This window comes from Pseudomonas sp. B6(2017) (genome assembly GCF_002112765.1).
GTDB classification, from domain to species: domain Bacteria; phylum Pseudomonadota; class Gammaproteobacteria; order Pseudomonadales; family Pseudomonadaceae; genus Aquipseudomonas; species Aquipseudomonas piscis.
The window spans coordinates 1-21,910 of the sequence record NZ_NEIQ01000026.1; the positions used below are offsets into that span (position 1 = coordinate 1).

Below are 21,910 nucleotides of genomic sequence, written 5' to 3' on the forward strand. Positions count from 1 at the left end.
GGGAACGCCCCATGCGCCGCACCTCTTCGACGGCACACATGAAGGCGCCGAACACATTGACCTGGAAGACATGCTCCAGGCGCTTATAGGACAGCGCCTCGAGCCGTGAGAAACCTTCGGTGATCCCGGCATTGTTGACCAGCAATGCCAGGGGTAGCGGGCGTCGATCCAGGGCCTCGAACAACGCCATGACCGCCACCGGCGAAGCGATGTCCAGCTGCCAGCTCCAGGCCACGCCACCAGCGGCGCCAATCGCCTCCTCCACCTGCCGGGCCGCCTCTCCGTCGTGCTCGTAGGTCAGGCACACCTCATACCCCAACAGCCCAAGCTGACGGGCCACCGCCGCACCTATTCCACGACTGCCACCGGTTACCAATGCCAAGCCTTTCATAGCGATTTCCTTATCCGTTGCAGTTCAAGAAACCTTACAAGCCAAAGTTCAAAGAACAACTAATTTTTATAATTCCCGCTTCCAGCAAGTGTCAACGCCGAAGTTCATCAACGGCAACTTATATATAGCCCATATAAAAGCATACGCAGCCGATATTGGACGCAAGGTCCCGTGCTGCATAGCCTGCAGGCCAACTCGCTCATCTGTTGATGTTTTCCAGGCCGGCCACTTTGGCCACAAGGAAAGTTCTAATAACGGAGATGGAAATGGCTGAACTTCTAATAGAGCGGCTGACCGGATGGATGTCACGGTCGGCAGAACAAGTCGCACTCAGCGATGCCTCCCGGCAAATGACTTATTCAATGTTGGAACGAGATGCCCTGGACCTGGCCAGGCAAATCCAAGGAAGAGGCATCGGCGCAGGGCAACTGGTGGCGGTAGTCGGCCCCAGGTGCCTGGAAGTGGTGGTCGCTCTAGTGGCCGTGATGTTCAGCGGCGCCGCCTACACCATAGTCGAGGTCGCCTCCCTTGAAGAGGACGCCGGCCCGCGCCTGGAGCAGATCGGCGCCGACCTGGTGCTGGCCGTGGGCGGCTACACCCTGATGCAGCACGATGCGCAGAACGACGCGCTGCGCTATGCCTTCGATGCCAACTGCCGCGCCGCTGCCCCTGCACCGCAACCAACCGGTGCCGGGGGCGATGCAGCCGCCTACGTGCTCTATACCTCCGGCTCCACCGGTACGCCCAAGGGCGTCGCGGTGTCCGCCCGCAACATCGCCCACTATTGCCAGGGCGTCGCCCAGGCGCTGGGCATCGTCGACGGCCTGCGCTATGCCCATGTCAGTACCCTGGCGGCCGACCTGGGCAACACCGGATTGTTCCTCGCGCTCTGGACCGGCGGCAGCCTGTACATCGCCGACGAATACGAACGCAAAGACCCCCGGGCCCTGTATCGGTTGCTGGGCGAACAGCGCATCGACGTGCTGAAGATCACCCCCACCCACTGGCGCACCCTGCTCGACCAGGCCACGGCGGACCAGGGGCCGCGCCCGACCCTGGGCTGGCTGTTGCTCGGCGGCGAGGCCCTGGAACCGCCACTGGCGCGCAGCACCCTGGCCAGCGGCATGGTCGCCCGGCTGTTCAACCATTACGGCCCGACGGAAACCACGGTCGGCGTCACGGTCCAGCCGGTCCTGGCCGAACAATTGGCAGCGCTGGGCGAGGCCAGCGTGCCCATTGGCCGCGCCCTGGGAGACAGCCAGCTGCGGGTGCTGGACGGCCATGGCCACCCTTGCCCGGTAGGCGTCACCGGCGAGCTGTTCATCGGCGGACCGCAAGTGGCCCTGGGCTACTGGCAGCGGCCGGACCTGGATGCCGGGCGCTTCGTCGAACTCCAGGGCCACAGGTTCTACCGCTCCGGCGACCGGGTCCGGCTCGACGACCAGGGGCGCCTGCACTTCGCCGGGCGGGCCGACCGCCAGGTCAAGGTCAACGGCTACCGGGTCGAGTTGGGACATGTCGAAAGCGCGCTGCAACGGCTGCTGGAACAGCGGGCGGTGGTGGTCCATCGCCGCTTCGCCGAGCGCGACTACCTGCTGTGCGCCTATGAAGGGCCGCCCAGGAGCAACGACTGGCTGCGCGCCGGGCTCGCTCGGCAGGTGCCGGGCTACATGCTGCCGTTGCGCTTCGAGAACCTTGCGCACCTGCCCATGAATGCCAACGGCAAGCTCGATCGCCAGGCCGTCGTGCGCCGGTTGCAGGAAGGTTTCGCCGCGACCATGGCCAACGCCCTGGACGACCAGGTCCAGGCCGACGAACCCTACGCCAAGCTGCTGAACGCCTTCCGCCGCCACTGCCGGGCAACGAGCGTGGAGACCGACAGCGACTTCTTCGACCTGGGCGGCGACTCCCTGGACGCCGTGCGCTTGATCTCCGAGCTGCAACTGGAGGGCTTCGACGTCAGCGCCCGGGCCTTTTTGGGCAGCCCCACCCTCGCCGGCCTGGTGGCCCAGCTGCAACAGGCCAGCTCACCCGCCGAGCCCGGCCACAACCGTGCCGAGCAGGCCAGCCGAGGCATCGCCGGCCCGGCGCAGCAGTGGTTCCTGCAACAGGACGTGCGCGAGCCCGACCGCTGGACCCAATCGATGCTGGTGCAAGCCGAAGTGCGCCTGGATGCCGGGCGCCTGGGCCAGGCCTGCCTCCAGGTCTTGCAGGCCCATCAGATGCTGCGCTCGCGCTTCGCCTTCGACGGCCAGCGCCAGGCCTGGATGTTCGAGGCCGGCGCCGCCTACCCCGAGGTGTTCTCCGAGCTGGATGCCGGGGCCGTCGATGCCAGCCTCGATGACCTGGCCAACCGTCGCTATGCCGTCCTGGAAAGCCGCTTGAGCATCAGTGCCGGACGCTTGTTCTTCGTCGAACTGATCACTCACCAGGACCGGCAGTACCTGTTGCTGGTGGCCCACCACCTGGCCGTGGACGTGGTGTCCTGGAGCCTGATCCTCGACGAGTTGATGATCCGCTACACCAGCGACAGCCGCGCCATGCCCCTGCGCTGCGCCAGCTATGCCGACTGGGTCGGGCACCTGCAGGCCCACCGCGAACTCCTGGCCCGGGACGCCGGCTACTGGCGACAACGGCTCGCGAGCCCAGCGCAACAACCGTTCCCCGCCGGCCAGGAACAAGACGCCCAGACCGCCTGGATCGCCTTCGACGCCGAGCAGACCGCGCGCATCATGGCTGGCGCGGCGCGCAGCGGGGTGTCCATCGACCAGTACCTGCTGGGCCACTACCTGGCCCTGGCGAGCCGGCAATGGCCCGAACCGGTGCTCAACGTGACCTTCGAGAGCCACGGCCGCCTCAGTCTCGACGACCAGACCGAGATCTCGCGTACCGTGGGCTGGTTCACCGCCGCCTTTCCCCTGGCCCTGGACGCCGCCGAGCTGGCCCGCGAGCCAATCGCCACGGTTCGCCAGGCCCTGGCCGATGTTCCCCACCTTGGACACTCCTATGCCTGCAGCGGGCTGCCAGCGTTCGCCACACGCCACTGCTTCAACTACCTGGGCAAGACCAGCCTCGGCCTGCGCGATGACTGGAAGCTGCGCCCGGCGCCGGTGACCTACGCCGGGCTGCGCGGTCGCGAGAACCCGCGGATCAACCAGTTCAAGCTCACCGGCCGGCTGGCGGGCGAGCAATTGATCCTGGACCTGAACTTCAACGCCCTGGCCACCCCGGCGGCGCTGATCGCCGAGTTCGCCCAGGCCCTGCGCGCGGCCTTGCTCGACGGCCAGGCCTCGGCAGGCGGCGTCCAGCTGTCCGGCAGCAGCTCCAGCGGCGCCTTGTGGAACATCCCCGCAACGGTGATCGGCAGCCATGGCGTGGCGCAGCCGGGCAAGGCCGCGCAGAACATCCTGCTGACCGGCGCCACCGGTTTCATCGGCATCCATGTGCTGCGCGAATTGCTGGAGCAGAGCAGCGCGACCCTGCACTGCCTGGTCCGGGCGGACTCCCCGAGCGCGGCCCAGGCCCGCCTGGCCGCCGCCTGGAGCCACTTCTTCAGCGATGCCAGCGCCCTGCCCCGGGAACGGGTGCAGGTTTGCGTCGGCGACATGAGCCAGCCCGCTTTCGGCCTGTCCCAGGCCCAATGGGACAGCCTGGCCGGGAGCATCGACGCGGTCTACCACTTCGCCGCCGATACCCGCCTGGTGGGCAGCCGCAGCGACATGCAGCGCAATATCGTGTTCCCCACCCATGAACTGGTGCGCTTCGTCGAAAGCGGCCACGCCAAGGCCCTGCACTTCATGTCGACCCTGGCCGTCAGCGGCTGCTACCGGGGCGCCGAGCCGGTGGTGTTCGACGAAGACGCGCTGGACGTGGGCCAGGACTTCCTCAACGAATACGAGCGCTGCAAGTTCCTCGCCGAAGGCATAGTCCGGGAGCTGGCATACCGCGGGCACAGCGCCTTTATCTACCGCTCGGGCAACGTCACCGGTCACTCCCAGACCGCGATGTTCCAGCGCAACGCCAATGCCAATCGCTGGGTGCAGTGCATCAACGCCATCGCCCATGCCGGCTACGCACCGGCGCAGTACGACGAGCCGCTGGTGCTCAGCCCGGTGGACATCGTCGCCCGGGGCATCGTCAGCCTGTCTTTGGACCCGTCCCTGCGCAGCGGCACCTACCACGTCGACTCGCCCTACGCGATTTCCTCGGACCTGTTCGTCGCCTCGCTGCAAGACCTGGGCATCCCGATCAAGCGGGTCCGCGCGCGCAGCCTCAAGGACGCCCTGGAACGCTCGGGCAAGACCACCCAGGCCGAAGTGGCGCTGGGCCTGTTCTGGGCCTCGCGCGAGGCACGCAACCTGACCTACGACCACTCACGGACCCTGTCGCGCCTGCAAGAACACCGGGTCGAGTTCTCCCAGCTGTCCCGGGACTGGGTGTTCGAGTTCGTCCGGCGCTTGAAGGATCGCGGATTGTTCGGGTACGCCCGGACCAACGGGTGACCACGGCCACCCCCACTTGAAGGAGCAAGCAATGAACAATCATTCGACCGTGGCGATCTCCGGCGGCACCTCGGGCATTGGCCGCGCCGTCGTCCAGGCGCTGGTGCAGGCCGGGGCCAACGTGGCCCTCAGCGGCCGCGACCAGGCCCGCCTGGAGCAGGTCTGCGCAGCGGCCAACGACAACGCCAGGAAAGCCGTCGGCATCGCCATGGATGCCTGCGACCCGGCCCATGTGCCGCAACTGTGGCGGGCCGGCGAGCAAGCCTTCGGCGAGCCGCCCAGCGCCTTCGTATTGTGCGCCGGGCGTGGCCTGCCAGGATCGCTGCTGGGCTCGGACAGCGCGCAGTGGCAAGAGCTGGTGGACGTCAACGTACTGGGCGCCATGCATCAGCTGCGCGCCGCGGCCAGGGCCTTCCTCGAACGCCGGCGCAGCAGCGAGCGGGTCCAGGACATCGTGGTCATCGGTTCCACCGTGGGGCGCCAGCTGTCCGCCGGCAACCCGGTATACGGCGCCACCAAGTTCGCCCTGCATTCGCTGGTGGAGTCCCTGCGCCAGGAGCTGGCCAGCAGCCTGGTCCGGGTGACCCTGATCGAGCCCGGGTTCGTGCGCACCGGCTTCCAGGAAACCGCCGGCTACGACATGCACGGCTTCGCTGCGCTGGAACGCGACCAGGGTCCGTTCCTCGGCCCCGAGGACGTGGCCCGCGCCATCCGCTTCGTGCTCGAACAACCCGAGCACGTGCACATCGACGACATCCGCATCCGCCCTTCGCGGCAACGCATCTGACCCGCAACGTCACTTCCCAAGAGGATCCATGCATGAACATGCTCGTAAAACCTGCAAGAAGAGAAACCGCGCCACCGGTGGTGGCCAGCGAACTGACCACCGACACCCTGCTGGCCCTGGCCGCCCGGGAGATCGGCGCGATCCACGTCAAGGGCTACTACCCGGTGGCGATCGCCGAGCGAGCCGCCGAGGCCGCCATCGAGCACCCCAAGCTGGGTTACTACAACAAGAAATACACCAGCAGCGTCGGGCGCATCTGCACGCCGCACATCGATTCGGAGTGGAACCAGGAAGCCGGCCGCAAGTACCACGCCGAGGCGGTGGAGAACATCCAGGACCTGCGCAGCCTGTTCGAGCCGCACCTGACCCCGGCCGACAAGATCCGCCTGCAATTGCAGGAATACTGGCCCGGTGGCGCCAACATCCAGCGGCTCTACGGCCATGCCTGCTTCGTCGGCGCGATCCGCGTGTTCAAGCCGTCCTCGTCGCGGTTCTACCCGCACAACGACACCATCATCGAGGAGTCGGATGCACCGGAACTGGAGGGCATCGAAGAGCAATTGGTGGCCAACATGTACCTGCGCACCCCGCAACAGGGCGGCGATCTGCAACTGTGGCTGCGTGACCCGAGCCCCGAGGAACTGGTCCTGATCCGCGATGTGGAAGGCCTGCTGCCGGAGAAGGTGGAGCAGCCGCCGCTGGTGCTGCATCCGGATGCCGGCGACCTGATTATCTTCAGTTCGCGCATGCTGCATGCCGTGACTCCCAGCAAAGACAGCTATCGTATCGGCATGGCGGCCTTCATTGGCTGCTATGGCAGCGACCGGCCCCTGACCTACTGGAGCTGATCGTCCCATGGACGTGGCGCCGCACCGATGCGGCGCCACCTTGGCGACAGGTTATGACACGACACCTCATTCTGTTCGGCTTCACCCCGGCACGACAGGCGGCCCTGGCCAGCGACCTGCACCAGCTGGGTTTGGACTCCCCCAGGCACGCCCACGGCAGTCTTGTCGTCCAGTGGCAACCGCGCCATGAAGCGCGGCGCGGGGAGCTGTTCAACGGCCTGCGCGAGCTGGCCACGGATTTCGCGGTGCTGCCCCCGGGCCTGGCCCTGGCGGACTTCCGCCTGCTGGCCTGCGACATGGACTCGACCCTGATCGAAGTCGAGACCATCGTCGCTTTGGCAGACCTCGTCGGCGCCACCGAGGAAGTCGGGCGCCTCACCGAGCGGGCGATCAGCGATGCCCGGGACGACTACGCCGCCAGCATGCGCTATCGCATCGGCTTGCTGCGCGGCCTGGCCGTGGCCGACCTGCATCGGCTGATCGAGCGCACCGTACGACTGTCCCCCGGCGCCGCCGAACTGATCGCCATCGCCGCCCGGGCCGGCCTGCGGACCGCCATCGTCAGCGGCGGTTTCGACCTGGTGGCCCAGGGCATCAGGCAGCGCCTGGGCATGGACGAGGCGTTCGCCCACAAGCTGGAGGTGGTCGACGGGCGCCTGAGCGGCACCCTGCTCGGCGAGGTGATCGATGCCCCGGGCAAGGCCGCCATCGTCCAGCAACTGTGCGCCCGCCATGGCATCGCCCCGCAGCAGGTGATCGCCGTCGGCGACGGAGCCAACGACCTGGACATGGCCCGCCAGGCCGGGTTGTTCGTGGGCTTCCGGCCCAAGCCGGTGCTGCTGCCGGCCTGCGATATCGTCCTCGACCATGGGGGCCTCGACAGCCTGTCCACGGTCCTGGCCCAGGGCCGTCAGGTCGAGGGCCTGCGGGCCGAGGCGGTCCAGTGAAAAGCCTGCCGCCAACGTTGCGCCAGCGGTCGGACCTGTGGATCTGCGGCCTGTTCCTGCTGCTCTGGTCGTCGGGCTTCGCCATCGTCAAGGTCGGGCTGCAGTACTGCAGCCCGATGATGTTCCTCTGGCTGCGCTACGTGATCGTGGTGCTGGTGCTGCTGCCGGTGGTGCTGGTGCAGCGTCCGCCCCTGCCCCGGGGCCGGCCCCTGCTGGCGATGATCGCCAGTGGCGTGCTCATGCAGTGCGTGTATTTCGCCGGGACCTACCTGGCCATCGGCGCCGGGATCAGCGCCGGCCTGCTGGCGCTGATCGTCTCGCTGCAACCGGTGGTGATCGGCGTCGCCTCGCCCTTGCTGCTGCGCACGCCGGTGGCCGGCCGCCAATGGCTGGGGCTGTTGCTGGGATTTTTCGGGGCGGCGGTGGTGATCCTGGCCAAGTCCGGCGTGGAACGCTTCACCGCGCTGGGCATGGGCCTGGCCTGGCTGTCGCTGCTGGGGCTGAGCGCCAGCGTGCTGCTGGAGAAGGCCTCGACCCCGCAGCCGATCATCCTTTCGCTGTTCAGCCAGTACCTGCTGGGCATGCTGCTGGTCTCGCCCCTGGCCTTCACCTTCGATACCCAGCCGATCCAGTGGAACTGGGCCTTCGTCGGTTCCCTGGGCTACCTGTCGTTCTTCAATTCGCTGCTGGCGATCGCCTTGCTGATGCTGTTGGTGCGGCGTAACGAGGCGGCCAGGGTATCGGCGGTGTTTTTCCTGGTACCGCCCTGCGCGGCCCTGGTGGCCTGGCTGCTGCTGGGCGAGCCGATGCCCTGGCTGGCCTGGGGGGGCGTGGTACTGGCCGCCATGGGCGTGCGCCTGTGCAGCTCGCCCGCGCCGGGCAAGCCATTGCTCAAGTGATCGGCAGGACGGCCTGAGGCCAAAGGGGAGCCGGCCGGGCTCCCCGGGCGGGGATGTTGCTCAGAGCACCATGGCCGCGACCCAGCCAAAGGCCAGCAGCGGCAGGTTGTAGTGCAGGAAGGTCGGGACCACGGTGTCCCAGATGTGGTGGTGCTGGCCGTCGATGTTCAGGCCAGAGGTCGGGCCCAGGGTCGAGTCCGAGGCCGGCGAGCCGGCGTCGCCCAGGGCCCCGGCGGTGCCGACGATGCAGACGATGGCCACCGGGCTGAAGCCCAGTTGCACGCACAGCGGCACGAAGATCGCCGCCAGGATCGGCACGGTGGAGAACGACGAGCCGATGCCCATGGTCACCAACAGCCCCACCAGCAGCATCAGCAGCGCGCCCACGCCCTTGCTGTGGCCGATCCAGCTGGCCGACGCCTGGACCAGGCTGTTGACCTCGCCAGTGGCCTTCATCACCTCGGCGAAGCCTGAGGCGGTGATCATGATGAAGCCGATCATGGCCATCATCTTCATGCCTTCGGTGAACAGCTCGTCGGTCTCGCGCCAGCGCACGATGCCCGACATAGAGAAGATCAGGAAGCCGCACAGGGCGCCGATAATCATCGAGTCCAGCAGCAGCTGGATGACGAACGCGGCGACGATGGCCAGGCCCGCCACCAGCAGGGTCCGCGGGTTGTACTGCACCTCGACCTGCTCGACCTTCTCGATCCGGCCCAGGTCGTAGACGCGCTTCTTGCGGTAGCTGACGAACGCCAGCAACAGGCCGCAGACCATGCCCAGGGCGGGAATGCCCATGGCGTGGGTGACGTTGACCTGGCTGATGTCGACACCGCTGCGGGCGACGTTGGCCAACAGGATCTCGTTGAGGAAGATGTTGCCGAAGCCCACCGGCAGGAACATGTAGGGGGTGATCAGGCCGAAGGTGATGACGCAGGCGATCAGGCGCCGATCCAGCTGCAGCTTGGTCAGCACGTAGAGCAGCGGCGGCACCAGCAGCGGGATGAAGGCGATGTGGATCGGCAGGATGTTTTGCGAGGCGATGGCCACCACCCACAAAAGGCCGATCAGCAACCATTTGACCTGGCCGCCGCCATTGGCGTCCTGGCGATCCACGAGCAGCAGGATCTTGTCCGCCAGGGCGTGGGCCAGGCCGGACTTGGCGATGGCCACGGCGAAGGCCCCGAGCAAGGCATAGGACAGGGCCACCGTGGCCCCGCCGCCCAGGCCACTGTTGAAGGCCTTGAGCGTGGCCTCGATCCCCAGGCCGCCGGTGAGGCCGCCCACCAGCGCGCCCACGATCAGGGCGATCACTACATGCACGCGGGACAGGCTGAGTACCAGCATCACGCCTACCGCGGCAATTACTGCGTTAATCATCGTTACCTCATTACTGCGGGCAAAAACCGCGCAAAAGCCAGTGACCGACCGGAGGGCAGCACGCTGCCGACATCGGGATGAAAGAGCTTGTTGTTAGAGGGCGCGCACTTTGCAGCAGTGGGCCCGGCTTGTCAAAACCGCGGCCTGGCGCCCATCGGCACCCGGCTTCGCATGGCTCGCAGGGTCGTATGGGTCGCATGGGTCGCGAGAACGTTGAAGATCCAAACGGCTTCGTGTAGCCGCTGCCGCAGGCTGCGTACGGGCCGCAGGGCCGCAATGGTCGCAAGAACGCTGAAGGTCCGGCGGACCTTGGCGCAGCCTCGCGGGCTCGGCAGCGGCTACCCATATGGGGGTAACGGATTTCGAACGCTCGTTTAAAGAAACCCGACCAACGGCCGCTACAGTGCAAAGTCTCAGATATTTATCGAATAAAGGACGTCTCCATGTCGCTCAGACAACTTTCCATCCAATGGAAGATCACCTTGCTGGCCGGACTCTGCCTGTTGGGCATCGTGTCGCTGTTGGTGGGGCTTTCGCTGTATCGCATGGAGCACAGCTCCGAGATGGTCAAGGCCTCGAGCATGGAGATGCTCAACGAAGCCGCCCAGGCCCGGATCGAGGCCCAGGGCGAAGTCCAGGCCCTGGGGATCCGCCAGCAGTTCATGGATGCCTATCAATACGGCCACGGTTTCTCGCGCCAGGTGCTGTTCCTGCGTGAACAGGCCGAGAAGCGCTTCCTCGATGCCTTCGACCTGCGCGAGGACCTGACCCGCCAGGTCAAGTCGGCACTGCAGGCCAACCCCGACCTGCTGGGCCTGTCCCTGGTGTTCGAGGCCAACGCCCTGGACGGCAAGGACAGCCTGTTCAACGGCCAGACCGAACTGGGCAGCAATGAGCAAGGCCGCTTCGCCCTGTACTGGTCGCAACCGACCCCGGGCCAGCTGACCGCCATGGCGCTGCCGGAAAGCGACATGAGCAATACCCGCACCGGCCCCAGCGGCCAGCCGGCCAATGCCTGGTTCACCTGCCCGCGCAGCACCCTCAAGCCCTGCGTGATCGAGCCCTACTTCTATGACATCGCCGGGCAGAAGGTGCTGATGACCAGCATCGTCTTTCCGCTACTGGTGGACGGCAAGGTCATCGCCTCGCTGTCGGTGGACATCAACCTCAACAGCCTGCAGGCGGTCAGCCAGAACGCCAGCCGCAAGCTCTACGCCGGCCAGACCAACGTCAGCATCGTCAGCCCCGAAGGCCTGCTGGCCGGCTACAGCCCCGACGCCAGCAAGCTCAGCCAGCGCCTGGACAGTGTCGACAGCGCCAACGGCGCCGAGCTGATCCGCCAGCTGGCCAGCAGCACCCAGACCCGCAGCCTGCACAACAACCACGAGCTCAAGGTACTGGCGCCGTTCACCCCGATCCCCGGCGGCAAGCCCTGGGGCGTGCTGCTGGACGTGCCGGAAAAGGTCCTGGTGGGTCCGGCCGAGGCACTGAAGAACGAACTGGATGCCAGCAACAGCAGCGGCACCCTGATGGAGCTGGGCCTGGGCCTGCTGGCTGCGGTGGTCGGCCTGTTGCTGGTATGGCTGATGGCCCGCAGCGTGACCCGGCCGATCCTTGGCGTGGCCGCCATGCTCCAGGACATCGCCAGCGGCGAAGGCGACCTGACCCGCCGCCTGAACTACGACAAGCAGGATGAACTGGGGCAACTGGCCGGCTGGTTCAACCGCTTCCTGGACAAGCTGCAACCGATCATCGCCGAGGTCAAACGCTCGGTGCAGGACGCCCGGGGCACCGCCGACCAGTCGTCGGCCATCGCCACCCAGACCAGCGCCGGCATGGAGCAGCAATACCGCCAGGTGGACCAGGTGGCGACCGCATCCCACGAAATGAGCGCCACGGCCCAAGACGTGGCCCGCAGCGCCGCCCAGGCCGCCCAGGCTGCCCGGGATGCCGACCAGGCGACCCAGCAGGGCCTGACCGTGATCGACCGCACCACCCGCGCCATCGACCTGCTGGCCGCCGACATGAGTACCGCCATGGGCCAGGTCGAAGGCCTGGCCAGCGACAGCGAGCAGATCGGCTCGGTGCTGGAGGTCATCCGCACCATCGCCGAGCAGACCAACCTGCTGGCTCTCAACGCCGCCATCGAAGCGGCCCGGGCCGGGGAAGCCGGGCGTGGTTTCGCGGTAGTGGCCGATGAAGTGCGCAACCTGGCCCAGCGCACCCAGGAATCGGTGGAAGAAACCCGCCAGGTGATCGAGCAGTTGCAGAACGGCACCCGTGATGTAGTGGCGTCCATGGGCAATAGCCATCGCCAGGCCCAGGGTAGTGTCGAGCAGGTGGAACAGGCGGTGACCGCCTTGCGCCAGATCGGCGATGCGGTGACGGTGATCAGCGACATGAACCTGCAGATCGCCAGCGCCGCCGAGCAGCAGAGCGCCGTGGCCGAGGAGATCAACAGCAACGTGGCGACCATCCGCGACGTCACCGAATCGCTGTCGGAACAGGCCAACGAGTCGGCGCGGGTCAGCCAGTCGCTGAACAGCCTGGCCAACCAGCAGCAGGGCCTGATGGACCAGTTCCGCGTCTGACCCTGCAACCGCTGCCGAGGCCGCGATAAAGCGCACAGGGCCTTCGGTGCCATCGAAGGCGACGTCCTCTTCGGAGTCGATCGCCGCCTTCGACCGCCGCGACGCCGCCAGCCCGGCATCCGGCAGCAGCGCAAAGTGGCCCCTGCAAGCTCAGCGCCGGGGCAACTCGATCTCTACCCGCAGGCCGCCCAGGGGGCTTTGCCCAAGGCTCAGGCGGCCGCCCCAGGCCTCGACGATATCGCGCACTATGCCCAGGCCCAGGCCGTGGCCGTCGGTCTGTTCATCCAACCGGGCGCCACGGCTGAATACTTCATCCCGGCGCTGCTCCGGAATCCCCGGGCCATCGTCGTCCACCGCCAGGCAAAAGCCCGCGGCACCCTCCTCGACCTGCAGCCGCACTTGCGCATCCGCCCACTTGCAGGCGTTGTCCAGCAGGTTGCCCAGCAGCTCCAGCAGGTCCTCGCGATCCCAGGGCAGGCGCAGCCCCGGCGCCGCGTGGTAGCTGAGCTCCAGGTGCTCGCCATGGATCATGTTCAAGGTCGCCAGCAGCCCCGGCAACTCGGCATCGCACTCGAACAGCGCGCCGGGTAGCGCATCGCCGGCCAGCCGCGCCCGGTTCAATTCGCGGTTGAGCCGCGACTGCACCTGTTCCAGCTGCTCCAGAAGAATCTGCCGCACCTGCGGCTGGCCCGCCAGCTTCGGCCCCGAGGCCAGGCTCAGCAGCACCGCCAGGGGCGTCTTCAGGGCGTGCCCGAGGTTGCCCAGGGCATTGCGCGAACGCTTGAGACTGTCTTCGGTGTGCGCCAGCAAATGGTTGACCTGGGCCACCAGCGGCTCCAGCTCAACCGGTACCTGGGCATCGAGCTGGGAGCGCTGGCCCAGTTGCAGCTGGGCGATCTGCTCGCGGGCCGTCTCCAACGGACGCAAGGCCCGGCGCACGGTCAGGCGCTGCAGCAGCAGAATCAGCAACAGCCCCGCCAGGCCCAGCCCGAGGCCGATCTGGCGCATGCGCTGGAAGCTCTCGCGCACCGGGGTGTAGTCCTGGGCCACGCTGATGCTGATGGCCTGGCCGAAGCGCTTGTAATCGCTGCGCAGCACCAGCAGTTGCTGGCCCTCGGGGCCCAGTTGCAGGTTGCCTTGCAGCCCGGCCTGCTCCAATTGCGGCAGGTCCTGGTCCCACAGCGAGCGGGAGCGCCAGTGCACGTTGGCGAAGTCGATACGAAAGTAATGCCCGGAGAACGGCCGCTGGTAGGCCGCCGACAGCCGCCGCTCATCCAGCTGCAAACCTTGCGGACCGCGAACCAGGGCCAGCAGCAGGCTTTCGCTGGCGTTGCGCAGGCCAGCCTCCAGGTAGCGTTGCAGGCCCACCTCGAACAACCACAAGCTGGTCTGCGCCAGCGCCAGCCCGACCACCAGCATCACCCCCACCAGGCCCAGGCTCAGGCGGCGCTGGATCGACCTCACGAGGCCGCCCCGCCGAACAGGTAGCCCTGGCCCCGACGGGTTTCGATGACGCTGCGCCCCAGTTTGCGGCGCAAATGGTTGACGTGGACTTCCAGCACGTTGGAATCGCGCTCGGTCTCGCCGTCATAGAGGTGTTCGGCCAGGTGGCTTTTGGAGAGGATCTGCTGCGGATGCAGCATGAAGTAGCGCAGCAAGCGGAATTCCGCCGCGGTCAGCTGCACGTCCTGGCCATCGCGCACCACGCACTGGCGGCCTTCGTCCAGGTGCAAGCCGGCGGCCTGCAGGGTCTGCTGGTTGGCCTGGCCATGGGACCGGCGCAACAAGGCCTGGACCCGCAGGTGCAGTTCTTCGGGATGGAACGGCTTGCTCAGGTAATCGTCGGCGCCGGCCTTGAGCCCTTCGATACGCTCGGCCCAGGAGCCCCGGGCCGTGAGGATCAGCACCGGGGTGGCCAGGCCTTCGGCACGCCATTGGCGCAGCACGTCCAGGCCCGGCACCCCGGGCAGGCCCAGGTCGAGGATGATCAGGTCATAGGGTTCGCTGGCCCCCTGGTACAGGGCATCGCGGCCATCGGCCAGCCAGTCCACGGCGTAGCCCTGGCGGTTCAGGCCCTCGAGCAACTCGTCGGCCAGGGATACATGGTCTTCCACCAGCAGCAGGCGCATCAGTCGTCTTCCTCGTCTTTCAACAGGCGCCCGGTGGCGGCCTCCAGGTCCAGCTCGCGGACCACGCCGTCCACGGTCAGCAACTCGACTTCATAGATGTATACGTCGTGTTTTTCTTCCAGTTCGGCCTCCAGCAGCTTGGCCCCGGGATAACGGTCCATGGCTTGTTGCAGCAGCTGCTCCAGGGGCAGGATCACCCCTCGCTGGCGCAGGCGCAGGGCCTCGTCCTGGTCCAGGTCGCGGGCCACCGCCAGCGAGCAGAACAACAACAGCGCCAGGGCCAGCCGGCTGCCGAGGGGCAATCTCCGATTCATTACGTGTCCTGATGATCCTTGAGTACCTGGCCGCTCACGGCGTCCAGTTCCAGGTCCCACTCCAGCCCCTGCGGGTCGCGCAGCTCGACCTGGTAGATGTACTTGCCGTACTCCTCTTCCAGCTCGGTTTCGCTGATGCTCGCCCCAGGATGCCGGGACAGGGCCATGGCATTGAGTTTTTCAAAGGAGGCAATGGTACCAGCGTCGCGCAGGCGCAGGGCTTCGTCGGGGCCCAGGTCGCGGGCATGGGCCAGGCTCGCGGTGAGGGCGATCAGGGTGGTGGCGAACAGGGCGGTCAGGGTCTTCATGGCAGGTCTCCAAGGCAGTGGCCAATGGCCAATGTTGTCCACGATACCCGGGGCAACTTAATTGAAGCTGAATCTGCCGCAGCGCCCTGACAGAACTTTCATTCGGCCCCCACGGGCAGGGTTCTCTATACTCGGCGACTGATTCGACAACGAGCCCGGTATGACCGCCATCCACATCAAGTTCGCCGCCCTGACCCTCAAGGCCGGCCCGCGCGCCTTGGCGCGCATCCGCCGCCAGGGCCTGCACGCCGGTGAAGTCGGCACCTTGCCCGGCGCTGCCGGCGGTCCCAAGGCCCTGGGCATCCAGGGCCTGGACCTGGCGCTGTTCGGCGAATGGTTGCCCGGGGTGCCCCGCGAACGTTCGCTGATCGGCGCCTCGGTGGGTTCCTGGCGGTTCGCCAGCGCCTGCCTGCCCGATGCCGCCGCAGGCATCCGCCGCCTGGGCCAGTTGTACAACGCCCAGAGCTTCGCCAAGGGCGTGACCATGGCGCAGATCAGCCAGAGCTCGCGGCAGATGCTCGACGACCTGCTCGAAGGCCGCGATGCCAGCATCCTCGACAATCCCCACTACCGACTGAACATCATGGTGGTCAAGAGCCACGGCCTGCTCGCCGATGACCATCGCGGACGCCTGGGCCTGGGCTTGTCCTCGGTGATCGCCGACAACCTGCGCGGCCGCGCGCGGCTGTCACGGCACTTCGAGCGCCTGGTGCTGCACGACCCGCGCCTGGCCCCGCCGCTGCATGCCCTGGAAGACTTCCCCTCGCGCTTCGTCCCCTTGGATCGCGGCAACCTGCGCCAGGCGCTGCTGGCCTCGGGCTCGATCCCCATGGTCATGCAGGGCGTGCGCGAGCTACCCGGCGCCGGTGCCGGTACCTTCCGCGACGGCGGCCTGCTGGACTACCACCTGGACCTGCCCTACAGCGGCAGCGACATCGTGCTCTATCCACACTTCACCGACCGGGTGATCCCCGGCTGGTTCGACAAGACCCTGCCCTGGCGCCGGGCCAGCCCCGAGCGCCTGCGCGATGTCCTGCTGCTGGCGCCATCGCGGGAATACCTGGCGCGCCTGCCCTACGGCAAGCTGCCGGACCGCAACGACTTCAAGCGCTTCATGGGCGACGACGCCAGCCGGCAGAAATACTGGCGCAGCGCCATGGATGAAAGCCGGCGCCTGGGCGACGAGTTCCTCGAACTGGCCAGCCAGGGTCGGCTGGGCGAGCGCCTGCAGAGCCTCTGATACCCGGCATCGCTGCGGCAAAACCCTTTGATCAGGGTTTTTCCGTAACCGGGGGCAAGCTGATAAACTCGCCGACTGCCTCAATTCGCCCCAGGGCGATGCCATCCGACAGAGCTGACCGATACCGTGGAAATCTTCAAAGAATTTACCTTCGAATCCGCCCACCGCCTGCCTTTCGTGCCTGAAGGCCACAAGTGCGGCCGCCTCCATGGCCACTCGTTCAAGGTGGCGATCCACTTGAGCGGCGAGGTCGATCCGCATACCGGCTGGATTCGCGACTTCTCGGAAATCAAGGCCATCTTCAAGCCGCTGTACGAGCGCCTGGACCACAACTACCTGAACGATATCCCGGGCCTGGAAAACCCCACCAGCGAAGTCCTCGCCAAGTGGATCTGGAACGAGCTCAAGCCCCTGCTGCCGGAACTCAGCGCGATCCGCATCCACGAGACCTGCACCAGCGGTTGCATCTATCGCGGCGAATGAGCCGACCTGAAACCACCCCACGGGGTGGTTTTTTCATGCCTATGCTTGCCCCACTCCCGCCTCCCGAGCATTCGCGCCATGCCCTCGACCCCACCACCGACCATCCGCCCCGCCGCGCCACCTGACCTGGCCGCCATCGAACGCATCGCCAAGAACGCCTATGCGCCCTATATCGCGCGGCTCGGCCGGGAACCGGCGCCCATGCTCGAGGACTATTCCTGCCTGGTACTGGCCCGGCAGGTCTGGGTCCTGGAGGAGCAAGATGCGATCGCCGGCTTCGTCGTCCTGCTCGATGCCCAGGAAGCCCTGCTGCTGGACAACCTGGCAGTCAGCCCCGAGGCCCAGGGCCGTGGTCATGGCCGCCAGCTGCTGGCCTTTGCCGAACGACAGGCCCTGGCCGCCGGTCACAGTTGCGTGCGCCTCTACACCAACCAGGCGATGACCGAGAACATCGCCCTCTACGGCCGCCATGGCTACGTGGAAACCCACCGCGCGGTGGAGAACGGGCTGCACCGGGTGTACATGAGCAAACCGCTGGACTGAACCGCACAGGAGTTCCCATGCCGCCACGTATCTACCTCGCAGGCTTCGATGTGTTCCGCGCCGATGCGCAGGACCATGGCGAGTACCTCAAACGGCTGTGCCAGGCCCAGGGCCTGCACGGGCTGTTTCCCCTGGACCACCAGGCACCGCCAGAGCTGTCGCCGGCGGCCACCGCGCAATGGATCTGCCGGCAGAACCTGCAGATGATCCGCGACTGCACGGCGCTGCTGGCCAACCTCAACGATTTTCGCGGCCTGGAGCCCGACTCCGGCACCGCCTTCGAAGTCGGCGCGGCCATCGCCCTGGGCAAGCCGGTGTGGGCCTACTTCAGCGGTCCCGCCACCCTGCGCCAGCAAGTGCCCCACGACGCCTGCGGCCGGGATGCCCAGGGCCTGCTGGTGGAGGACTTCGAGCTGCCGCGCAACCTGATGCTGGCCTGCACCTGGAGCGGCCTGAGCACCACGGTGCAGTCCGCGATCAGCGAACTCGGGCAATGGCTGGCGCGTACAACCCCGGCTTGATCCCTGGGCCATGACGGTCTAAAACAACTCTCTTCGCCTTGAAGTCGCAGGAGCCCTCCCATGGAAAGCAGCTGGCTGACCCACGCCAAACGCCTGCAGGCCATCGCCTCCACCGGCCTGCATTTCTGCAAGGATGCCCACGATCGCGAGCGCTACCGGGAAGTCGCCGAGATCGCCCACCAGATGCTCGCGCAGCTGGGCAACGTGCCGCTGGAACGCATCACCGAACTGGTATCGGACTTCGCCCAGCGCTATTCGACGCCCATGGTGGAAGTGCGCGGCGCACTGATCGAGGACCACAAGATCCTCCTGGTACGGGAGACGACCGACGGTCTCTGGGCCTTGCCCGGCGGCTTTGCCGATGTCGGTCTGTCGGCCAGCGAGAACGTGATCAAGGAAATCCACGAAGAGGCCGGGATCGAGGTGGCCGTACGCGGCCTGTACAGCATCCGGCACAAGGCCAAGGGCCCCTACAAGGCCGACCATCGCGATTTCTACAAGCTGTATTTCCTCTGCGACCGGCAACAGCGCCGGGCACCGGTGGCCGGTAGCGAGGCCAGCGAGGCCGGCTTCTTTGCCCTGGACCAACTGCCGCCGCTATCCCAGGGGCGCACCGTGGAGCGGGACATCCACGAAGCGTTCGACTTCCACCAGGGCAAGACCGCGCGAGTGCAATTCGACTGAGCACCAGCCGATGTAAAGTGAGCTTGACACCGGTGTGTCGTTCCACCTAATGTAAAGCTCACTTTACATCAGGAGATCGCCCATGGGCGCCAAGCGTTACCTCGTGGAATTCACCTTGACCCTGCTGGCCTATATCGCCTGCGTGGTGCTCAGCAGCCATTGGCTGGAAGGCATGGCATCGGGCCCGGGCAAGATCGCCCTGGCCCTGGTACCGGTAGTGCCGATGATCGCCATGGCCCTGGCGGTGGTCCGGCAGTTGCGGCGCCTGGACGAAATGGTCCGGCGCGTCCAGCTCGAGGCCCTGGCCTTGTCCTTCGTCTGCACCGCGCTGATCACCTTCAGCTACGGCTTCCTGGAGACCGTCGGCCTGCCCAGGTTGTCGATGTTCTACGTGTGGCCGCTGATGGGCCTGATCTGGGCCCTGGCCACGGTGGTCGGCATGCGGCGCTACCAATGAACAACCAGGTACGCGAACTGCGCACCCGGCAAGGCTGGTCCCAGGCCGAGCTGGCCACCCGGCTCGAGGTGTCGCGCCAGACGGTGAACGCCATCGAGACCGGCCGCTACGACCCCAGCCTGCCCCTGGCCTTCAAGATCGCGCGGGCTTTCCAGATGCCCATCGAAGATATTTTCAGCCCGGACCCGGACTGACCTCTATCGGTGCGCCCTGGCCTGTTGCGCCGGGCTGCGCACCGTTTTACCCCAGCGTGCTTCAACGTCTTTACCCGGGGATTGGCTATAACTGCTGGAGCGCCCCGGCTCCAGCGGCGGCGTCCAGCCATGGCCGTCGAGAATGGCACGGCACCTGCAACACCGCGTCGCGCCAATCAAACCAGGGACAGGCCATGACCCAGCACGCACCCGGCAACGACTACCCCTTGAGCGAAGTCCCGCAGCATGCCCGCAAGGGCCTGGCCTCGATGGCCATGGTGCTGCTGGGCTTCACCTTCTTCACCGCGACCATGTTCGCCGGCGGCAAGCTGGGCGTGGCCTACGACTTCCCCACCCTCTTGGCGGTGATCGTCCTCGGCAACCTGCTGCTGGGGCTGTACGCCGCAATCCTGGGCTACATCGCCTTCAGCAGTGGGCTCAACTCCGCCTTGATGGGGCGCTTCTGCTTCGGCGAGCGAGGCAGCAAGCTCAGCGACCTGATCCTGGGCTTCACCCAGATCGGCTGGTATGCCTGGGGCACCGCCACCGAGCAGGTCGGCGGGCTCGACGGCCTGCTGGCACGGCAACCCAGCGGCGCACTGGACCTGTCCACCGCCATCACCCTGGTGTTCGGCACCTTCGTCAGCGGCGCGACCCAGGCCACCAACTGGACCCGGTTCTCGCGCTCGGCCAAGGTCGCCATCAGCGCCAGCCTGATCGGCTTCTTCATCGGCAACGGCCTGATGGTGCTGATCGGCGCCTATGGCGCCATCGTCTACCAGCAGCCGGACGTGGTCGAAGTCCTGCTGCTGCAGGGCTTTGCCATGGCCGCCATGGCCATGTTGCTGCTGAATATCTGGAGCACCCAGGACAACACCATCTACAACTTCGCGGTGGCCGGCTGCAACCTGCTGCGCACCGACCGACGCAAGACCGTGACCCTGGTCGGTGCCGTGATCGGTACCCTGCTGGCGATGCTCGGCATGTACGACCTGCTGGTGCCCTACCTGATCCTGCTGGGCACGGTGATCCCGCCGATTGGCGGAGTGATCATGGCCGACTTCTTCTATCGTTGGCGCGGTCGCTACCCGCGCCTGGCCCAGAGCCAGCTGCCGGTCTGGAACTGGCCGGGCCTCGGGGCCTATGGCCTCGGCACCCTGGCCGCGTTCTGCTCGCCGTGGGTCGCGCCGCTGGTGGGCATCGGTGTCGCCAGCCTGGGCTACATCCTGTTCAGGACGCTCCTGGGCGGGCGCGCGCCGATCGCCGCCGACACGGCTTGACCCGACAGCCACCCAGCGCTGTTGTCTATCCGCTGCGCCGCAGGTCTATCATGGCCTCATCCAGAACATGACCGCCGGACCAGGGCCAGGGCCCGGATCCGGCGGCAACCTTTCCGACCGCTCCGAGGAACCACCCCGATGCTGATCACCAACGCCCGCCTGCGCCACCGTGAAGGCCTGCACCAACTGCACCTGGAACACGGGCGCATCGCCCGCATCCTGCCCCAGGAGCAGCAGCCTCCGGTGCCGGCCCACGGCCCGGAGCACCTGGATGCCGGCGGCAACCTGGTGGTACCGCCTTTCGTCGAGCCACATATCCACCTGGACGCCACCCTCACCGCCGGCGAGCCACGCTGGAACATGAGCGGCACGCTGTTCGAAGGCATCGAGTGCTGGGGGGAGCGCAAGGCCAGCATCACCGCCGAAGACACCCGCACCCGGGCCCACAAGACCCTGCGCGCCCTGGCCGCCCATGGCATCCAGCAGGTGCGTACCCATGTCGATGTCACCGACCCCGACCTGACCGCGCTCAAGGCCATGCTCGAAGTCCGCGAGCAGGCCCGGCACCTGGTGGACTTGCAGATCGTCGCCTTTCCCCAGGAAGGCATCGAGTCGTTTCGCAATGGCCGCCAACTGATGGAGCAAGCCATTGCCCTGGGGGCCGACGTGGTGGGCGGCATCCCGCATTTCGAATACACCCGCGACCAGGGCGTGAGTTCGGTGAAGTTCCTCATGGACCTGGCCGAACGCACCGGCTGCCTGGTGGACGTGCATTGCGACGAGACCGATGACCCGCACTCGCGCTTTCTCGAGGTGCTGGCCGAAGAGGCTCGCAGCCGCGACATGGGCTCGCGGGTCACCGCCAGCCACACCACGGCCATGGGTTCCTACGACAACGCCTACTGCGCCAAGCTGTTCCGCTTGCTGGGGCATTCCGGGATCAGCTTCGTCTCCTGCCCGACCGAGAGCATCCACCTGCAGGGCCGCTTCGACACCTTTCCCAAGCGCCGCGGGGTCACCCGGGTCAAGGAGCTGCTGGATGCGGGCATGAACGTCTGCTTCGGCCAGGACTCCATCGTCGACCCCTGGTATCCCCTGGGCAACGGCAACATCCTGCGGGTGCTGGAAGCCGGTTTGCACATCTGCCACATGCTCGGTTACAGCAACCTGCAAGGCGCCCTGGACCTGGTCACCGACAACAGCGCCAAGGCCCTGGCCCTGGGCGATGGCTACGGCCTGGAGGAGGGACGCCCGGCGAACCTGCTGATCCTGTCCGCCGACAGCGACTACGAAATGCTCCGCAGCCAGGGCCTGCCGCTGTATTCGATCCGCCACGGCAAGGTGCTGATGCAACGCCAGATGGCCCAGGTGCAGTTGCAGGACACCCCGCTGTAGCCCAGGGCCGCGGCGCA

Annotated in this window: 20 protein-coding genes and 2 pseudogenes; 16 read left to right on the forward strand and 6 right to left on the reverse strand. The window is 66.8% G+C overall.

The window, feature by feature from the left end; all coding sequences use genetic code 11:
• Positions 1-391 (reverse strand): SDR family NAD(P)-dependent oxidoreductase (locus CAG11_RS30520; protein WP_143494828.1); only part of this gene is annotated, 391 nt, incomplete at its 3' end.
• 302 nt (positions 392-693) lie between these two features.
• On the opposite strand from CAG11_RS30520, the gene CAG11_RS30525 reads away from it, so the two are divergent.
• Genes CAG11_RS30525 through CAG11_RS30545 form a run of 5 tightly spaced genes read left to right on the forward strand, consistent with a single transcriptional unit; the run spans position 694 to position 8,374 of the window.
• Positions 694-4,893, forward strand: coding sequence for an amino acid adenylation domain-containing protein (locus CAG11_RS30525; protein ID WP_256578798.1), 4,200 nt, complete (start codon positions 694-696; stop codon positions 4,891-4,893).
• 31 nt (positions 4,894-4,924) lie between these two features.
• Positions 4,925-5,680, forward strand: coding sequence for an SDR family oxidoreductase (locus CAG11_RS30530; RefSeq protein ID WP_022639757.1), 756 nt, complete (start codon positions 4,925-4,927; stop codon positions 5,678-5,680).
• Positions 5,681-5,712: 32 nt separating this feature from the next.
• Entirely contained in the window at positions 5,713-6,528 is an 816-nt protein-coding gene (locus tag CAG11_RS30535) for a 2OG-Fe(II) oxygenase (protein ID WP_207245112.1), read from the forward strand.
• Positions 6,529-6,581: 53 nt separating this feature from the next.
• Complete coding sequence (gene serB, locus CAG11_RS30540; protein ID WP_085600053.1) at positions 6,582-7,475, forward strand: phosphoserine phosphatase SerB; 894 nt, start codon at positions 6,582-6,584, stop codon at positions 7,473-7,475.
• Positions 7,472-8,374, forward strand: coding sequence for a DMT family transporter (locus CAG11_RS30545; RefSeq protein ID WP_158091451.1), 903 nt, complete (start codon positions 7,472-7,474; stop codon positions 8,372-8,374). Before serB ends, CAG11_RS30545 begins: the two co-directional genes overlap by 4 nt.
• A 60-nt stretch (positions 8,375-8,434) precedes the next feature.
• Here CAG11_RS30545 and CAG11_RS30550 read toward each other — a convergent pair whose 3' ends face one another.
• Complete coding sequence (locus tag CAG11_RS30550; RefSeq protein ID WP_164485057.1) at positions 8,435-9,751, reverse strand: Na+/H+ antiporter family protein; 1,317 nt, start codon at positions 9,749-9,751, stop codon at positions 8,435-8,437.
• Positions 9,752-10,416: 665 nt separating this feature from the next.
• Between CAG11_RS30550 and CAG11_RS34595 the strand changes: the two are divergent.
• Positions 10,417-11,487, forward strand: a pseudogene (locus tag CAG11_RS34595) (HAMP domain-containing protein); the annotation flags it as partial.
• Between the two features lie 348 nt (positions 11,488-11,835).
• A pseudogene (locus CAG11_RS34600) lies at positions 11,836-12,345 on the forward strand (methyl-accepting chemotaxis protein); the annotation flags it as partial.
• A 150-nt stretch (positions 12,346-12,495) separates the two neighbouring features.
• On the opposite strand, the gene CAG11_RS30560 reads toward CAG11_RS34600, so the two are convergent.
• From CAG11_RS30560 to CAG11_RS30575, 4 genes are read right to left on the reverse strand one after another with little or no spacing between them, the layout of a single operon-like run.
• Entirely contained in the window at positions 12,496-13,809 is a 1,314-nt protein-coding gene (locus tag CAG11_RS30560; protein ID WP_022639764.1) for a sensor histidine kinase, read from the reverse strand.
• Entirely contained in the window at positions 13,806-14,474 is a 669-nt protein-coding gene (locus CAG11_RS30565; RefSeq protein WP_022639765.1) for a response regulator transcription factor, read from the reverse strand. Before CAG11_RS30565 ends, CAG11_RS30560 begins: the two co-directional genes overlap by 4 nt.
• Positions 14,474-14,788 (reverse strand): PepSY domain-containing protein, encoded by a 315-nt coding sequence (locus tag CAG11_RS30570; RefSeq protein ID WP_031320197.1) that lies wholly within the window; start codon positions 14,786-14,788, stop codon positions 14,474-14,476. Before CAG11_RS30570 ends, CAG11_RS30565 begins: the two co-directional genes overlap by 1 nt.
• Positions 14,788-15,096: a PepSY domain-containing protein gene (locus tag CAG11_RS30575; RefSeq protein WP_022639767.1), complete on the reverse strand. Its 309-nt coding sequence runs from the start codon at positions 15,094-15,096 to the stop codon at positions 14,788-14,790. The genes CAG11_RS30570 and CAG11_RS30575 overlap by 1 nt, the downstream gene beginning before the upstream one ends.
• Positions 15,097-15,256: 160 nt before the next feature.
• Here CAG11_RS30575 and CAG11_RS30580 point away from each other — a divergent pair, with 160 nt between their 5' ends.
• From CAG11_RS30580 to codA, 9 genes are all read left to right on the forward strand, one after another.
• A complete protein-coding gene (locus CAG11_RS30580) occupies positions 15,257-16,336 on the forward strand; it encodes a patatin-like phospholipase family protein (protein ID WP_022639768.1) in 1,080 nt (359 codons plus the stop codon).
• A 126-nt stretch (positions 16,337-16,462) separates the two neighbouring features.
• A complete protein-coding gene (queD, locus tag CAG11_RS30585; protein WP_022639769.1) occupies positions 16,463-16,819 on the forward strand; it encodes a 6-carboxytetrahydropterin synthase QueD in 357 nt (118 codons plus the stop codon).
• Positions 16,820-16,897: 78 nt separating this feature from the next.
• Positions 16,898-17,362, forward strand: a complete 465-nt coding sequence (locus CAG11_RS30590) for a GNAT family N-acetyltransferase (RefSeq protein WP_103326047.1) — start codon at positions 16,898-16,900, stop codon at positions 17,360-17,362.
• A gap of 17 nt (positions 17,363-17,379) precedes the next feature.
• Positions 17,380-17,883, forward strand: coding sequence for a nucleoside 2-deoxyribosyltransferase (locus CAG11_RS30595; RefSeq protein ID WP_085600061.1), 504 nt, complete (start codon positions 17,380-17,382; stop codon positions 17,881-17,883).
• 60 nt (positions 17,884-17,943) lie between these two features.
• Positions 17,944-18,567, forward strand: coding sequence for an NUDIX hydrolase (locus CAG11_RS30600; RefSeq protein ID WP_085600063.1), 624 nt, complete (start codon positions 17,944-17,946; stop codon positions 18,565-18,567).
• A gap of 82 nt (positions 18,568-18,649) precedes the next feature.
• The gene (locus CAG11_RS30605) at positions 18,650-19,024 is read left to right on the forward strand and encodes a hypothetical protein (protein WP_022639773.1); all 375 of its coding nucleotides are present in this window, start codon (positions 18,650-18,652) and stop codon (positions 19,022-19,024) included.
• Positions 19,021-19,218, forward strand: a complete 198-nt coding sequence (locus CAG11_RS30610; protein ID WP_022639774.1) for a helix-turn-helix transcriptional regulator — start codon at positions 19,021-19,023, stop codon at positions 19,216-19,218. The genes CAG11_RS30605 and CAG11_RS30610 overlap by 4 nt, the downstream gene beginning before the upstream one ends.
• 194 nt (positions 19,219-19,412) lie before the next feature.
• Positions 19,413-20,498 carry a cytosine permease gene (locus CAG11_RS30615; protein ID WP_085600065.1) on the forward strand — a complete coding sequence of 362 codons (1,086 nt, stop codon included), beginning with the start codon at positions 19,413-19,415 and terminating at the stop codon, positions 20,496-20,498.
• Between the two features lie 138 nt (positions 20,499-20,636).
• Positions 20,637-21,893, forward strand: coding sequence for a cytosine deaminase (gene codA / locus CAG11_RS30620; protein ID WP_053137352.1), 1,257 nt, complete (start codon positions 20,637-20,639; stop codon positions 21,891-21,893).
• The last annotated feature ends 17 nt before the right edge of the window (positions 21,894-21,910 follow it).